The 13,922-nt window shown below is 68.9% G+C and carries 17 protein-coding genes and 1 tRNA gene; 12 read left to right on the top strand and 6 right to left on the bottom strand.

Going from position 1 to position 13,922, the window contains the following annotated elements; genetic code table 11:
- Window positions 1-150 precede the first annotated feature (150 nt).
- On the bottom strand, window positions 151-435 hold the full coding sequence (locus tag AC3IPP_RS01310; RefSeq protein ID WP_256968050.1) for a helix-turn-helix domain-containing protein: 285 nt from the start codon (window positions 433-435) through the stop codon (window positions 151-153).
- Window positions 436-486: 51 nt separating this feature from the next.
- Between AC3IPP_RS01310 and AC3IPP_RS01305 the strand changes: the two genes are divergently transcribed.
- Both AC3IPP_RS01305 and AC3IPP_RS01300 read left to right on the top strand, forming a co-directional pair.
- Window positions 487-1,005, top strand: a complete 519-nt coding sequence (locus tag AC3IPP_RS01305; protein WP_087139005.1) for a hypothetical protein — start codon at window positions 487-489, stop codon at window positions 1,003-1,005.
- A gap of 108 nt (window positions 1,006-1,113) precedes the next feature.
- On the top strand, window positions 1,114-1,863 hold the full coding sequence (locus AC3IPP_RS01300) for a hypothetical protein (protein ID WP_489150058.1): 750 nt from the start codon (window positions 1,114-1,116) through the stop codon (window positions 1,861-1,863).
- A gap of 74 nt (window positions 1,864-1,937) precedes the next feature.
- On the opposite strand, the gene AC3IPP_RS01295 is transcribed toward AC3IPP_RS01300, so the two are convergent.
- A tRNA-Arg gene (locus AC3IPP_RS01295) sits at window positions 1,938-2,014 on the bottom strand.
- A 137-nt stretch (window positions 2,015-2,151) separates the two neighbouring features.
- On the opposite strand from AC3IPP_RS01295, the gene AC3IPP_RS01290 reads away from it, so the two are divergent.
- Together AC3IPP_RS01290 and AC3IPP_RS01285 are read left to right on the top strand one after the other, a co-directional pair.
- Window positions 2,152-3,438, top strand: a complete 1,287-nt coding sequence (locus AC3IPP_RS01290; protein ID WP_489150057.1) for a hypothetical protein — start codon at window positions 2,152-2,154, stop codon at window positions 3,436-3,438.
- A gap of 70 nt (window positions 3,439-3,508) precedes the next feature.
- Window positions 3,509-3,814: a hypothetical protein gene (locus AC3IPP_RS01285; protein ID WP_087139008.1), complete on the top strand. Its 306-nt coding sequence runs from the start codon at window positions 3,509-3,511 to the stop codon at window positions 3,812-3,814.
- 53 nt (window positions 3,815-3,867) lie between these two features.
- On the opposite strand, the gene AC3IPP_RS01280 is transcribed toward AC3IPP_RS01285, so the two are convergent.
- Window positions 3,868-4,506: a TlpA family protein disulfide reductase gene (locus AC3IPP_RS01280; protein ID WP_489150056.1), complete on the bottom strand. Its 639-nt coding sequence runs from the start codon at window positions 4,504-4,506 to the stop codon at window positions 3,868-3,870.
- Between AC3IPP_RS01280 and argH the strand changes: the two genes are divergently transcribed.
- From argH to lysA, 3 genes are read left to right on the top strand one after another with little or no spacing between them, the layout of a single operon-like run.
- Window positions 4,505-5,935 (top strand): argininosuccinate lyase, encoded by a 1,431-nt coding sequence (gene argH, locus AC3IPP_RS01275; RefSeq protein WP_087139010.1) that lies wholly within the window; start codon window positions 4,505-4,507, stop codon window positions 5,933-5,935. The two genes, AC3IPP_RS01280 and argH, sit on opposite strands and share 2 nt — an antisense overlap.
- A complete protein-coding gene (gene lptM / locus AC3IPP_RS01270; protein ID WP_232464089.1) occupies window positions 5,932-6,183 on the top strand; it encodes an LPS translocon maturation chaperone LptM in 252 nt (83 codons plus the stop codon). The genes argH and lptM overlap by 4 nt, the downstream gene beginning before the upstream one ends.
- A 36-nt stretch (window positions 6,184-6,219) precedes the next feature.
- On the top strand, window positions 6,220-7,506 hold the full coding sequence (gene lysA / locus AC3IPP_RS01265; protein WP_489150055.1) for a diaminopimelate decarboxylase: 1,287 nt from the start codon (window positions 6,220-6,222) through the stop codon (window positions 7,504-7,506).
- 3 nt (window positions 7,507-7,509) lie between these two features.
- Here the strand turns inward: lysA and AC3IPP_RS01260 are convergent, their stop codons facing one another.
- Window positions 7,510-8,049 carry a phosphoribosyltransferase gene (locus AC3IPP_RS01260; protein WP_489150054.1) on the bottom strand — a complete coding sequence of 180 codons (540 nt, stop codon included), beginning with the start codon at window positions 8,047-8,049 and terminating at the stop codon, window positions 7,510-7,512.
- Between the two features lie 49 nt (window positions 8,050-8,098).
- Window positions 8,099-8,890, bottom strand: a complete 792-nt coding sequence (locus AC3IPP_RS01255) for an MJ0042-type zinc finger domain-containing protein (RefSeq protein ID WP_489150053.1) — start codon at window positions 8,888-8,890, stop codon at window positions 8,099-8,101.
- 69 nt (window positions 8,891-8,959) lie between these two features.
- Between AC3IPP_RS01255 and AC3IPP_RS01250 the strand changes: the two genes are divergently transcribed.
- The 5 genes from AC3IPP_RS01250 to AC3IPP_RS01230 are packed head-to-tail and all read left to right on the top strand — an operon-like array spanning window position 8,960 to window position 12,795.
- Window positions 8,960-9,703 carry a cell division ATP-binding protein FtsE gene (locus tag AC3IPP_RS01250; protein ID WP_489150052.1) on the top strand — a complete coding sequence of 248 codons (744 nt, stop codon included), beginning with the start codon at window positions 8,960-8,962 and terminating at the stop codon, window positions 9,701-9,703.
- Window positions 9,700-10,581, top strand: coding sequence for a cell division protein FtsX (locus tag AC3IPP_RS01245; RefSeq protein ID WP_489150051.1), 882 nt, complete (start codon window positions 9,700-9,702; stop codon window positions 10,579-10,581). The genes AC3IPP_RS01250 and AC3IPP_RS01245 overlap by 4 nt, the downstream gene beginning before the upstream one ends.
- Before the next feature lie 10 nt (window positions 10,582-10,591).
- Window positions 10,592-11,242: a YdcF family protein gene (locus AC3IPP_RS01240; protein WP_087138855.1), complete on the top strand. Its 651-nt coding sequence runs from the start codon at window positions 10,592-10,594 to the stop codon at window positions 11,240-11,242.
- The gene (locus AC3IPP_RS01235; RefSeq protein ID WP_489150050.1) at window positions 11,239-11,952 is read left to right on the top strand and encodes a lysophospholipid acyltransferase family protein; all 714 of its coding nucleotides are present in this window, start codon (window positions 11,239-11,241) and stop codon (window positions 11,950-11,952) included. The genes AC3IPP_RS01240 and AC3IPP_RS01235 overlap by 4 nt, the downstream gene beginning before the upstream one ends.
- Window positions 11,953-12,003: 51 nt before the next feature.
- Window positions 12,004-12,795 (top strand): MipA/OmpV family protein, encoded by a 792-nt coding sequence (locus tag AC3IPP_RS01230; RefSeq protein ID WP_087138860.1) that lies wholly within the window; start codon window positions 12,004-12,006, stop codon window positions 12,793-12,795.
- A 17-nt stretch (window positions 12,796-12,812) separates the two neighbouring features.
- Here the strand turns inward: AC3IPP_RS01230 and hisC are convergent, their stop codons facing one another.
- Window positions 12,813-13,922, bottom strand: a complete 1,110-nt coding sequence (gene hisC, locus AC3IPP_RS01225; protein WP_489150049.1) for a histidinol-phosphate transaminase — start codon at window positions 13,920-13,922, stop codon at window positions 12,813-12,815.

Genomic DNA, 13,922 nt, shown 5'->3' with positions numbered 1-13,922 from the left:
TGATCAGGTTTCTAGACAGGCCCCCTTAGAAGCCCGCCTTGAGCGAATGCCAGCCAACCACCTCCGGGGCCTAATCGTACCCCTACTTAAGCCGCCGACGAGCCCTTTGAGCGGACCTTCCGACGGTCAGCTTGGAGTCAGGAGCAGTCCTTAGGATTTAGGGTGGCGGCCACTCGGTAGAGATCGCGGCTCAGCCTCCCCCTGCTCAGGCAGAACGAAAAACGCCGAAACGGACACCCCCAGTACGCCCGCGAGTCGATCCAGCAGATCGACCGACGCATTGCCCAACTGGCGCTCGATCTCGCTCAGATAGGCACGATCAATGCCCGCGTCAGCGGCCAATCGCTCCTGTGAGATGCCGCGCTCGGTTCGCAGCTTCTTGAGATTCCACGCCACCAGCGCCCGTCCGTTCATGGCGGCAGGCGACAGCTTCACCGCTCGTTAAACCACGGGATATATCCTACAGATTAAATCTGGAGGGTTCTGATGAGGAAGATCGTCTTCGCCATTTCGGTTCTGACTGCGGTCGTTGCGTTCGGAGGCGCCGCATCTGCACAATCCGACGCCTGCTCGACGAATGGCGGCTACCCGCCCGGCAGCCCCAATGCGGTGATGGCGCGGATGCGGAACATCGCCAGCGGCGCCTATGCGGCCTGCGTCGAAGCCCAGCGCGCCCGTACGCCGCCCGTGAACTGGACGCCGACGCGTATTCGCGCCGCCGCGCGTCAGGCGGTCACGGACAAACTCCGTGATCCGTCGTCAGCCCAATTCCGAAATGTGCGCCGCATCGAGCACTCCAACGGCTCGACCATGTTCTGCGGCGAAGTGAACGGACGGAACGCCTATGGCGGCATGTCGGGCTTTCAGCGGTTCGAGGCCGGCGTTGGGACGACAGGGAACGCCACAGCCATGATCGACGGCGGCGAGGAACTGAACTCCGCCTACTTCGAAGGCGCCTGGAACCAGTTCTGCGGCCGCATCGCCGGCACGCCGGTTCAGTTCTGACGGAGGGGGACGGTCGTGGGAATGAAGTCGATGTTTTCTAAGGCTACGGTCGTCGCTACCATGGCTGCACTGGCCGGTTGCGCCACCCCGCCGCCGCCGGAGGTACGGATGATCCCCACCGCCGACCACGGCGTGGGCGTGCGCTTCTCGCGCGGCAACGCCCTGATGGTGTCGAACGGGCCGTCCGGCGCGATCATGCTGCTGCCGGTCCGCTACAACGACACCCAGAAGTTCTACTTCTCGATCGCCGCCTTCAACACCTCCGGCTATCCGATCAACATCGGCTCGGAGGACGTGCGCCTCTATCTGGATGGGCAGCCCTACAGCGTCCAGGACTTCGACTACCTGCGCCACACCGCGCGCACGACCGCCCAGCGCGAGATGAACCTGGCCTGGGCCGACGCGGCGGTGGAGTACTTCCTCACCCTCCAGGAGATGGAAGACCACCCGCGCCGCCACGACATCGCCTACCGCAGCGCTTCGGGGCAACTTCAGGCGTCACACGACCACATTCAGCGACGCCTGCGCCAGACTATCTCCACCCTGGGACGCACCATGCTGGAGACGACGACCATCGACCCCGGCACGGCCCACGGCGGCGCCATCCTCGCGGAGCAGATCGTCATCCCCGACGGCACGGTGCGTGACATGGTCATAGAGGTGCGCTTCGGGGGCTTCCCGCACCGGTTCCGATTGAACCTAGCGCCGTCAGGCACCTATGCCCCGACGCCGATCGACATCCCGGCTGTCCCCGCCCAAGTCACGCAGGAGCTGATGCGCACCGGCCAGACCTGGCACTGGACCGACGGCCCGCCGCCATCGCCGGCGATCTTCAAGGGCATGCCGGTAATCGAATAGGCAGAAGCGCGACCCGAGTCAGTTGGGCGAAACAGGAGTCGAATTTCATGAAATTCGACAATCATAGGGAAAAGTGGCGCACCCGACAGGATTCGAACCTGTGACCTCTGCCTTCGGAGGGCAGCACTCTATCCAGCTGAGCTACGGGTGCGTGCGCGGCGCCAAGGCCGGACGGCGGTGCTTACAGCATGGGCTGGATCGCCTCAATCCCTGAATCTCGGCACGACGTCCCTTCTTGGCGCATGGCGCGCGACGGCCTAGCGTGTCGGTTGGAGAGAGGGAGCATCCATGCGCGTCACCACCATCGCCGCCCTGGCGGGCGCCGCCGTCCTGCTGGCCGCCTGCGCGGCGTCATCAAAGTCGGGCGGCGATAGCCTGGACGCGGTGGCGCGCGACTATGTCGCCCTGACGCTGGAGATCGGCGAGCGTGAGCCGGGCTATGTCGACGCCTATTACGGCCCTGCCGAATGGGCTGAGGCAGCCAAGGCCAATCCGCGCGCCCTGCCCCAACTGACCGAAGGCGCGGCGGCTCTGAGCCGGCGCCTGGAGGCTCTGCCGGAGCGGCGTCTGGACGCCCAGAGTCGCCAGCGCCGCGCCTATCTGCTGGCTCATGTCTCGGCGGCCTCGGCGCGGCTGCGGATGCTGCAGGGCGAGAAGCTGGGCTTCGCCGACGAGGCCGAGGCCCTGTTCGGGGTGCGGCCGGAGTTGCGGCCGCTGTCGTCCTATGACCCTGTGCTGGCGCGCATCGACGCCCTGGTCCCCGGCGAAGGGCCGCTGGCCGAGCGGGTGGCCGCGTTCCGCGCCCGCTACGTCATCCCCAAGGACCGGCTGGATACGGTGATGCGCGCCGCCATCGCCGAGTGCAAGACGCGCACCCAGCAACACATCACTCTGCCCGCCGGCGAAACCTTCACGCTGGAGTTCGTCAACGACAAGCCGTGGTCCGGCTATAACTGGTTCAAGGGCGGCGCCTTCAGCCTGATCCAGGTCAACACCGACCTGCCCATCTACATCGACCGGGCCGTCGATCTGGGCTGTCACGAAGGCTACCCCGGCCACCACGTCTACAACACGCTGCTGGAGCAGACCTTCGTCAAGGACAAGAGCTGGGTCGAGATGAGCGTCTATCCCTTATTCAGCCCCATGTCCTTCATCGCCGAGGGCAGCGCCAACTACGGCATCGACCTGGCCTTCCCCGGCCATGAGCGCACCGAGTTCGAGGCGCGCGTCCTCTATCCGCTGGCGGGGCTGGACCCGGCGACGGCCGAGGCGCAAACGCAGCTTCTGGCCCTGACGCGCGAACTGGCGCGGGCGGAATATACGGTGGCCGACGACTATCTGGTCGGGCGCATCGACCGCGAGACGGCGCTGGACCAGTTGCAGAAGTACAACCTCGTCGCGCGTGACCGGGCGGCGCAGCGACTGAGCTTCATCGAGACCTATCGCTCCTACGTCATCAACTACGGCCTGGGCCGCGACATGGTGCAGGCCTGGGTCGAGCGACAGGGGCCTAACCACTGGAAGACGACGGAACAGCTGCTGGCCAGCCAGACCCTTCCGATCGACCTCGACTGAGGCGGCGCGCAACCCACAGCGGGCCAGCAGCGTTAACGCCAAGGTTCAAATCTCAGAGGGGCTTTCACCCATGCGTATTCGTATCCTGACCATCGCCGCCGCCTCGGTCCTGGCGCTCGGCGCCGCCGCCTGCACCCAGGCTGAACAGCAGAAGGCCGAAGCCAACGCCGAAGCCGCCGGCGACAAGGCCGCAGACGTCGCCGCCCAGACGGGCGAGGTCGTCGAATCGGGCGCCATGAAGGCCGCTCAGGCAGTCGAGGAAGGCGCGGGCAAGGTCGCCGACAAGCTGGAAGACAAACAGGCGCAGGCCGCCGCTGAAGGCCGCCCCGGCGCCGTCGACCCGGCCACGGACACGCGGGTTCCCGCGAAGAACTAAGAGATCAACCTGACGCCCTCCCTTCTCCTGCAGGAGGGAGGGCCTTCGTCGGCTTACGCCTCCGCCAGCAGGTGATCGACCAGGGCCTTGGCCTCGGCGCTGGCCCAATCGGCCTCGCCGGTCAGGACAGCGCGCACCCGGCCCTGGCGATCCAGCAGAATGGTCTGGGGCATGGCGCCCTTGCCCGGAAACTCGAAGGCCAGCTGGAATTTCGGGTCGATGTAGAATTCCAGCGGCGCGTTCTCGGCGATGAAGGCCCGCGCCTCGCCCGCCGTCTTCTCGACATCCATGCTTACGGTGACGACGACGAAGTCCTCGCGCGTCTTATAATGGTCGGCCAGGGCCGCCAGGGTCGGCATCTCAATCTTGCAGGGCGCGCACCAGGTGGCCCACAGATTCACTACCGTCACCTTGCCCGCGAAATCGGCCAGGCGGACGTCGCCGCCCTCGGCGTTCTTGAACACATAGCCGGACACGGCCTGAAACGCGTCTTGCGACACAGGCGTCTGAAGCGCGGTCAGCGATCCCTTGGCGAAGACCGCCAGTTGCGGATCAAGGGCCTCGGCGGCCACAGACGCGGACTCTTTGCCTCCGCCCTTCTGATTGACGTATAGCAGCGCCGCGCCCACGCCGATTACGCCAACAAGGGCGAACGTCGCCACGCCCGCCCAAGTCCGCCCAGAGCCGCTCATGTCCGATACGCCTTCCAAACCAAAATCTGACGTTCCTCCGCAGGGAGGATCTGAGGGGCAGTCTCTATGGGGTGGACGCTTCAGCGCCAAGCCCGCCGACATCATGCAGGCCATCAACGTCTCGATCGGCGTCGATAAACGCCTGTGGGCGCAGGATCTGGCCGGTTCGCGGGCCCATTGTCGCATGCTGGCCCAGCAGGGCATTATCGCGCCGACCGACGCCGAGGCCATCCTGGGCGGGCTGGACGTCATCGAGGGCGAGATCCGGGACGGGACCTTCCCCTTCCGCGACGCCTATGAAGACATCCACATGAACGTCGAAGCCCGCCTGTCGGAGCTGATCGGCGAGCCGTCGGGACGTCTGCATACGGCGCGCAGCCGCAACGATCAGGTGGCGACAGACTTCCGCCTGTGGGTGCGCGACGCCTGCGACCGCACCGTGGCGCAACTGAAGGATCTGCAGGCGGCCCTGCTGGACCGGGCGGAACAGCACGCGGGCGACCTGATGCCCGGTTTCACTCACCTGCAGACGGCCCAGCCGGTGACGTTCGGCCACCATCTGATGGCCTATGTCGAGATGTTCGGCCGCGACGCCGGTCGCTTCGCCGACGCGCGCGCCCGCATGAACGAGAACCCGCTGGGCGCAGCGGCGCTGGCCGGGTCGCCCTTCCCCATCGACCGCCACATGACGGCGCAGGCGCTGGGCTTCGACCGCCCGATGGCCAACTCGCTGGACGCCGTGTCGGATCGCGACTTCGCGCTGGAAAGCCTGGCCGCCGCCTCGATCGCGGCGGGCCACCTGTCGCGTCTGGCCGAAGAAATCGTGGTGTGGATGACGCCGATGTTCGGCTTCGCCACCCTGCCCGACGACCTGACCACCGGCTCGTCCATCATGCCGCAGAAGCGCAACCCCGACGCGGCTGAACTGGTGCGGGCCAAGACGGGCCGCATCAACGGCGCCCTGATCGCCCTGACCACCGTCATGAAGGGCCTGCCGCTGGCCTATTCCAAGGACATGCAGGAGGACAAGCCGCCGGTGTTCGAGGCCTTCGACGCGCTGGATCTGGCGCTGACCGCCATGACCGCCATGGTCGCCGTGATCCGCCCCAACACCGAGAAGATGGCCGCCGCCGCGGGCGCGGGCTTCTCGACCGCCACCGATCTGGCCGACTGGCTGGTGCGCGAACTGAACCTGCCCTTCCGCCAGGCGCACCACGTCACCGGCGCCGCCGTGAAGCGCGCCGAGGCGTTGGGTCTGGGCCTGGGCGAACTGCCGCTGACGGAATTGCAGGCTCTGGATGGCCGGATCACCGAAGGCGTGTATGAAGTGCTGACGCCCGAAGCCTCCTGCGCCAGCCGCCAGAGCTTCGGCGGCACGGCGCCGGAACAGGTCCGCGCGCGCATCGCCGACTGGAGAAGCCGCCTGTGACGAAGACGTCTGTGAAGAAGACCCTGATCCTGGCGGGCGCCGCCGCCCTGCTGTTGTCCGCTTGCGGCCGCATGGCCGATCTGGAGCCGCCGCAGGGCGCAACGCCGAAGAAGCAGACCGAGCGCGCCATCCGCGACAAGTCGGCCGACCACCTGCCCGAACCGGCCATGCAGAACCTGCCGCCGCGCCAGATGCCTATCGACAACGGCACGTCCGACCCGTTCGGCAAGCCGCCGCCGATGAACTGAGCCTTCGCTCCGCCCCTCTGACTGGACTCCCCGCCGGTGCACCATTTCGATCTCAAGGACGGCGTCCTGCACGCCGAGGGCGTCTCGCTGGAGGCGCTGGCGGAGGCGGTCGGCACGCCGACCTACGTCTACTCCTCGGCCACGTTGCGCCGTCACTACGGCCTGCTGCGCGAGGCGTGCGACGCGCATAAAGGCGCGCTAGGCGGAGATGGCGGCGACGCCCTGATCGCCTTCGCGGTCAAGGCCAACTCCAACCTGTCGGTGCTGGCGACCCTGGCGCAGTTGGGCTGCGGCGCAGACACCGTGTCCGAGGGCGAGATCCGTCGCGCCTTGGCGGCCGGCGTTCCCGCCGAACGCATCATCTTCTCGGGCGTGGGCAAGACCGACGCCGAACTGGCCTTCGCCATCGACGTCGGCGTGCGCCAGATCAACGTGGAATCCTCGGCCGAACTGGACCGGCTGATCGCTGTCGCTTCGACCAAGAACGCCGCTCCAGCCATCGCCATCCGCGTGAACCCCAAGATCGGCGCGGGCGGCCACGCCAAGATCACCACCGGCGGCGCAGGCGACAAGTTCGGCGTGCCGGTCGAGGAAGCGATGGCTCTCTACGCCCGCGCATCACGTTCGCCCCACGTCACGCCCGTCGGCCTGGCCTGCCACATCGGCAGCCAGATCACCGACCTGGCCCCGCTGGAAGCCGCCTTCCGCGTACTGCGCCAGATGACGGAAAGCCTGCGCGCCGACGGACACAGCGTCACCCGGCTCGACCTCGGCGGCGGCCTGGGCGTGCCCTATTACGGCGATGCGGCGACGCCCTCCCCGGCCGACTATGTGGCCATGGCCGCCCGCGTGCTGGACGGGCTGAACGTCGAGGCCGCCTTCGAGCCCGGCCGCCTGATGGCCGCCAATGCGGGCGTGCTGCTCAGCCGCGTCATCCAGGTCAATGAGCGGACGGATGGGCGCCGCTTCCTGGTGCTGGACGCGGCGATGAACGATCTGATGCGCCCAGCCCTCTACGACGCCTTCCACGACCTGAAGCCGGTGCGGCCTGTAGCGGGAGAGGTGCTGCCGCACGACGTCGTCGGCCCCGTCTGCGAGACCGGCGACACCTTCGCCCGCGACCGCGACCTGCCGCCGCTGAAGGCGGACGACCTGGTCGTCTTCATGAGCGCCGGAGCCTATGGCGCGGTCATGAGCGGCGAATACAACACCCGCCCCCTGGCCGCCGAGGTGCTAGTCGACGGTGATCGATACGCCGTCATCCGCCCGCGCCCGACCTATGACGAGATGTTCGCCCGCGAACCGATGGCGGACTGGCTCTAAGCCTCAGTCCAGCGCGCAGATGTCGGGCAGACCGCGCATGCCGCCCGCGTGGTCCAGGCCGTAGCCGACCAGGAAGCGGTTCGGCGCCTCCCAGCCGACGAAGTCGGGTTCCGGCGCGCGAGGCTTGGGCCAGGGCTTGCGGGCGAAGACGCAGGTCAGCACCTCGGCGGCGCCCGCCTCCTTGGTGATCCGCACCGCCTCGGCCAGCGACAGGCCGGTGTCGAACACGTCGTCCAGGATCAGCACCTTCCGCCCGTCGAGCGAGCGCTGATAGGGGGCGCGGACCTCGATCCGGCCCCGGCTGGTCTGCTCATCGCCGTAGGAGGCCAGCCACAGGGCGTCGAAGCGGACGTTGCGCCCCTCGCGCGCCAGGGCGCGGGTCAGATCGGCGGCGAACCACAGCCCGCCGGTCAGCAGGACAGCGGCCACCGTCTCATCATCGACATGGGGGGCGATGCGACGCGCCAGATCGGTCACGACGGCCTCGATCTCGGCCTGGGACAGAAGAACCGTGGGGGCGGGGGTTGCTTGGGTGTCAGCCATGCCCCGGCGATACCGCCTGGACGGGGGCGGAGTCGAGAGGCGAACACGCTCAGCGGCGCAGGCCGCCGTCCTCGCGCACGGCGCTGTCCTCAGCGCGCGGCGTCGCTGAACCGGCCTTGGAGCGCGCCTGAGCGGCAGGCCTGGGCGCGTCCTCGAGCAGATAGTCGACGTCCAGCCCGGCCACGCGGCCCTGCGGATCAGGAATCACGACGGCAAAGCCCTGAACCTGCCCCGGCAGAATGGGCGGCCCGTCCAGACGCACGATGCGCCGGATCACCGTCGCGCCCTTGGCGTCCTTGAGGACCACGACCAGCGGGGGCGGGACGACTTCGATGTCGCGAATATTGCGCAGCGCGCCCGAAACCAGGGTGCGGCCGGGATCGTGCGGCGTGGTGCGGCCTCGCAGCGCCTCGACCTCCAGGCCGACCGTGTTCACCTCCAGCCCCAGCCACTTGTAGACTCCCGCCGCCGGCGGGAAGGCGCGGGCGATCTCCTCGCGGAACAGGACGCCGCCCGTCAGCAGGCCCAGCACCACGGCGGCCGCCGCCGCCCAGGCCGCCCCGGCCGCCGCCGCCTGACGCACGCGGCGCTTGCGTTCGGCCTTGGCGCGGAAGGCGCGGGGCAGTTCCGGCGCAGGGGTCTCGGCGAAGGTATCGTAGTGCGGCGCGGCCTCGGCCTCAGCGACCGGAGCGGCTTGCGGCTCCAGTTCCAGAGGGGCGTCTTCCAGGGTCGCGCGCCAGTCGTGGCCGCACGCCTTGCAGCGCACGCGACGGCCGTTCGGGCCGATCGCCTCGTCGGAAACGAAATAGCTAGTGGCGCAGGCGGGGCAGGTCAGTATCATGTCAGCTGACTGCGAGGCTTATCGCCCCCTCCTGTCGCGGCGTAACGCCCCGGTCCAATACGAAACTCGATGCCCGATCCGATCCGCCGCGCCGCCGACCCAGACTCCGCGCCTGACGCCGTCCGCCTCAGGGGCGTGGGCTTCGGTTATGCGGGCAGGCCCGCCGTGCTGCGGGACGTTAACCTTACACTGCCAAACGGCTCTTTCCACTTCCTTACCGGACCATCCGGAGCGGGCAAGTCCTCGCTGCTGCGGCTGCTGACGCTGGCGGCGCGGCCGCAGGCGGGGCGAATCAGTCTGTTCGGCCAGGATGTGACCCATCTGCCCCGGCGCGAGGTTCCGGCGCTTCGCCGCCGCATGGGCGTCATCTTCCAGGATTTCCGCCTGCTGGACCATCTGTCGGCCTTCGACAACGCGGCCCTGCCGCTGCGTCTGGCGGGCGAGCGTCCCGGCGATTACGCCGCCGACGTTCAGGAAATGCTGCGCTGGGTCGGTCTGGGCGCGCGGCTGGACGCCCTGCCGCCCACCCTGTCGGGCGGCGAGAAACAGCGGCTGGCCATCGCCCGCGCCGTGGTCGCACGCCCGCGCCTGATTCTGGCTGACGAACCGACCGGCAGCGTCGATCGGCCGATGGGCGAGAAGCTGATGCGTCTGTTCCAGTCACTGAACAAACTGGGCGCCACCGTGCTGATCGCCAGCCACGACGAGGCCCTGGCCGAGCGCAGCGGCGCGGCCGCGCTGCGGCTGGAAGGCGGCCGGTTGGAGCAGATCGCGCCCAGCCCGGCGCCCGCCGAGCCGGAGGGCCTCGCATGATCGGCCGCTTCCGCAGCGCCCAACCCGAACTGCTGCCGCGCGAGGCGGGCGGCGAGCGCTGGCTGGTCGTCGTCATCGCCGTGCTGTGTTTCCTGGCCTCGATCGCCGCCGTCGGCGCCCTAGCCGCTGATCGGGCCGCGCACGGCTGGGCGCGGCAGTTGCGGGCCGAAGCGACCGTGCAGGTGCGACCGCGCGTGGACGAGACCGGCCCGGCCGCCGCCGCCCGCGCCGCCGAGACCCTGGCCGGGGTCAACGGCGTGGCCGAGGCCCAGGCGATGGACCGCAAGGCCGCCGAGGCCCTGCTGCGTCCGTGGGTGGGCGAGGCGGCCCTGCCCGACCTGCCCCTGCCCTATCTGGTCATCGTCCATCTGGACCCGATAGCGCCCGCCAGCGCCCCCAGCCTGAGCCGCGCCCTGGCCGAGGCCGGGCTGGACGCCACCGTCGATGACCACAGTCTGTGGCGCGGCGAGGTCGAGCGGTCTGCGGGCCTGATCACGGCCCTGGCCGGGGCGGCCTTCCTGCTGATCGCGGCGGCGACGGCGGCGGCCATCGCCTACGCCACCCGCGCGGGCATGGCGGCCCAGGCGGCGGTGATCGAGACGCTGAGCCTGAATGGCGCATCGGACGGCGCCATCGCCACCCTGTTCCAGAAACGCTTCGGCCTGTTGGCGGCGACGGCGGGCGCGGCGGGGGCGGGCCTGGCGGCGCTGATGCTGGCCGTCCTGCGCCTGATCGGCGGCGCAGGCGGGCTGACCCCGGCCCTGCCGCTGGCCTGGGTTGATCTGTCAGTGCTGATCGCCTGTCCCTTGCTGGCGGGCGCCGTCGCCGTCCTGGCCGCCCGCCTCACGGCGCTGGCGAAGCTCGGCCAGCGTAGCTAGTTAGACTCCTATGAAGTTCCTGACGCTGATCGCCGTGGTGGCGCTGATGTGGCTGACGGGCCTGTTCGTCTTCGCCGAGCGGGTGCGCGGCTTCACGCCCGCGCCTGAACCGGCGCGGGCCGACGCCATCGTCTCCCTGACCGGGCCGTCGGCCGAGCGCGTCAACGCCGCCATCCGCCTGCTGGAGCAGGACAAGGGCGACCGACTGCTGATCTCGGGCGTCAACCGCGAGGTTCGTCGCCAGGAGCTGCGCGCCCTGACGCCGGGCTCCAGCAAGCTGTTCAACTGCTGCGTCGACCTGGGCTTCGAGGCTGAGAACACCGTCGGCAACGCCCAGGAGATCGCCGCCTGGGCGCGGTCCAAGGGTTATGACGACCTGATCGTCGTCACCTCCGACTATCATATGCCCCGCAGCCTGCTGGAGATTCGCGGCGCTGCGCCGGGCGTGCGGCTGACGCCCTACGCCGTCTCCACCCCGTCGCTGGACAACGCCGGATGGTGGCGCGCGACCGAGACCGCCCGGCGCATGACGCTGGAATACATGAAATACCTGGCCGTTCTGGGTCGCGAGGGGATGCACCGCCTGACCGGCCGCCACCCCGAACGCCCCGGCCCGACCGCTGAGGCCGACGCCTCCGAACCGAGCAAGGCCGCCGCATGACGACCGTCCGATCCCTGATCTTCACCCTGTGGCTCTATCTGTCGATGCCGCTGTTCGCCGTCGGCCTGTCCCCGGCGCTGCTGATGCCGCACGGGGTCGCCATGGGGGTGATCAAGCTATGGGCGCGTTTCGTCCTGTTCGGCCTGCGCTGGATCGCCGGGATCAAGGTCGAGGTGCGCGGGCTGGAGCATCGCCCGACCGGCCCCGCCTTGATCGCCGCCAAGCACCAGGGGATGCTGGACGTCATCGCCCCCTTCGCCTTCCTGGACGACGCCTGTTTCGTGATGAAGAAGGAGCTGATGCCCCTGCCGTTCTTCGGCTGGTTCGCCTGGAAGACGAAGATGATCGCCGTCGACCGCGCCGCCCACGCCAAGGCGCTGAAGGACATGGTGCGCCAGACCCGCGCCCGTCTGGCCGAGGGCCGTCAGATCCTGATCTTCCCCGAAGGCACCCGCACGACGCCGGGCGAGCCGGCCGACTACAAGCCCGGCGTCGCCGCCATCTATCGCGACGTCGAGGCGCCCTGCTGGCCCATCGCCACCAACTCGGGCGTCCACTGGCCCGCCCACGGCTTCAAACGCTATCCGGGCACGGTTGTTTTCGAGTTCCTGCCGCCGATCCCGGCCGGTCTGAAACGCGCCGCCTTCATGGCTGAACTGGAAAGCCGGATCGAAGGAGCCTCGACCGCCTTGTTGCCGCCCAAAACCTAGGCTTTGGAGAGCGGGCCCCTATATCATCAGTTGTTGACCTGGGACCCGTTCATGACTTCACGCACCACCCTCCGCCTCGCGCTGCTGACCGCCGCCCTCGCGGGCCTGCCCGCCGCCGCCCTGGCGCAGGCGCAGCCGTTCCAGCCGGTCGAGGCCCCGCAGACGTGGAAGGTCGATATCGGCGGCGGCGTGGTGCGCGGCTTCAGCGCCACCGGCAACAACAGCGACGAGGCCAGCTTCACCGCCTGGGGTTCGGCCTCCTATCGCGACATCGTCTACGCCAACGGCCTTGATGGTCTCGGCTGGAATGCGATCAAGCGCGACGGCTTCCACGCCGGCGTGCAGTTGCGCCCCCGTTTCGCGGCCGGCGACATCGACGGCATGGACCGACCGGAGTTGGGCGCGGATGCAGCGCTCTACGCCTACAAGCGTCTGCCGGGGAATATCGTCGTAGGCGGCCGTATCCAGCATGACGCCACCGGCGACGACGCCGGGATGGAATACTACGGCACCGTCAGCCATCAGCGCGTGACCCCCATCGGCCTGTTGCAGACCATGGCCTATATGCGCGCCGCCGACGACGAACGGGTCCAGCGCTACTACGGCGTCAGCGCCGCCGAGGCCGCGAGCAGCGGCTTCACCGCCTTCGAGCCTTCGGGCGGTTTGTCGGCGGCGGGAGCGGCGGCCCTGTTGGCCATTCCGATCGGCGATCGCTACGGCATGGGCGCCTTCGTCAACTACGAACAGCGCCTGGGCGACATCAAGGACAGCCCCCTGATCGAGGACGACTACATCTGGCGCGCCGGAGTGATCGGCGTAGTGCGCTTCAACAGCGGCGACTAGGCCATTGACCTGCCGCCTCAGCGCGCTGCGAACTCGCTGAGGGCGTCGATGACGGCGCGGTTCTGGTCCGCCGTTCCGACCGTCACCCGCAGGCAGTCCGGCAGGCCGTAGCTCGCCACGCCGCGCACGATGATCCCCTGGGACTGCAGATAGTCCTGCGCCGCCGAAGCCGGACGTTTCGCGTCCGGGAAGCGGATCAGGATGAAGTTGCCCGAGGCGGGCAGCACCTCGAACCCGAAGCCGCGCACGGCCTGGATCAGGCGCGGCCGCCACTCGGCCACCAGATCGCGCGAGGCCTTCTGGTGCGCCTCGTCGCCCAGGGCCGCGATGGCCGCATCGATCCCCGGCACAGAGACGTTGAACGGCAGGCGGATGCGGTCGATGGCCTGCTCCACCGACAGCGGCGCATAGCCGAAGCCGACCCGCAGGCCGCCCAGGCCGTGCAGCTTGGAGAAGGTGCGGGTGACGACGATGTTGGACGCCGTGCGCGCCAGATCGAAGGCGCTCTCCCAGTCCGGCTCGGTCACGAACTCGGCGTAGGCTTCGTCGATCACCAGGATGACGTGGGCGGGCAGGCCCGCGTGCAGGCGGCGGATCTCCTCGCCCGTGGCGAAGCTGCCGGTCGGATTGGCCGGGTTCGACAGATAGACCAGCTTGGTCCGCTCATCGACCAGGGCCAGCATGGCGTCGACGTCGGCGCGGTAGTCCGGCTCTGCCGCCAGCCGGACCTCAGCCTGACAGGCGCGAGCGGAAATCTGATAGGCGACGAAGGCGTACTGGCTGGTGACGATATTGTCCCCGGCCTCCAGATAGGTCTGGTTCAGCAGGGCGAAGACCTCGTCCGACCCATTGCCGAAGATCAGCCGTTCCGGCTCCAGACCATGCGTTTCGGCCACGGCGGCGCGCAGCCGATCGGCCCGGCCGTCGGGATAGAGGTGGATCGAGACGACGGCGGCGGCGTAAGCCTCGCGCGCCTTTTCGCCCGCGCCGAGCGCGTTCTCGTTGGAGGACAGCTTGATCGGCTTGGCCACCCCGGCGATAGCGCTCTTGCCGCCGACATAGGGGGCGATGTCCAGGACGCCGCTCTTGGGTTGAGGCGATCCCTCGGGGACGTTCGCTTCGGTCAT

Source organism: Brevundimonas sp. KH_060, from assembly GCF_057838275.1.
The sequence above is the reverse complement of the archived record's forward strand: the minus strand, read 5'-3'. Positions and strand labels throughout refer to the sequence as shown.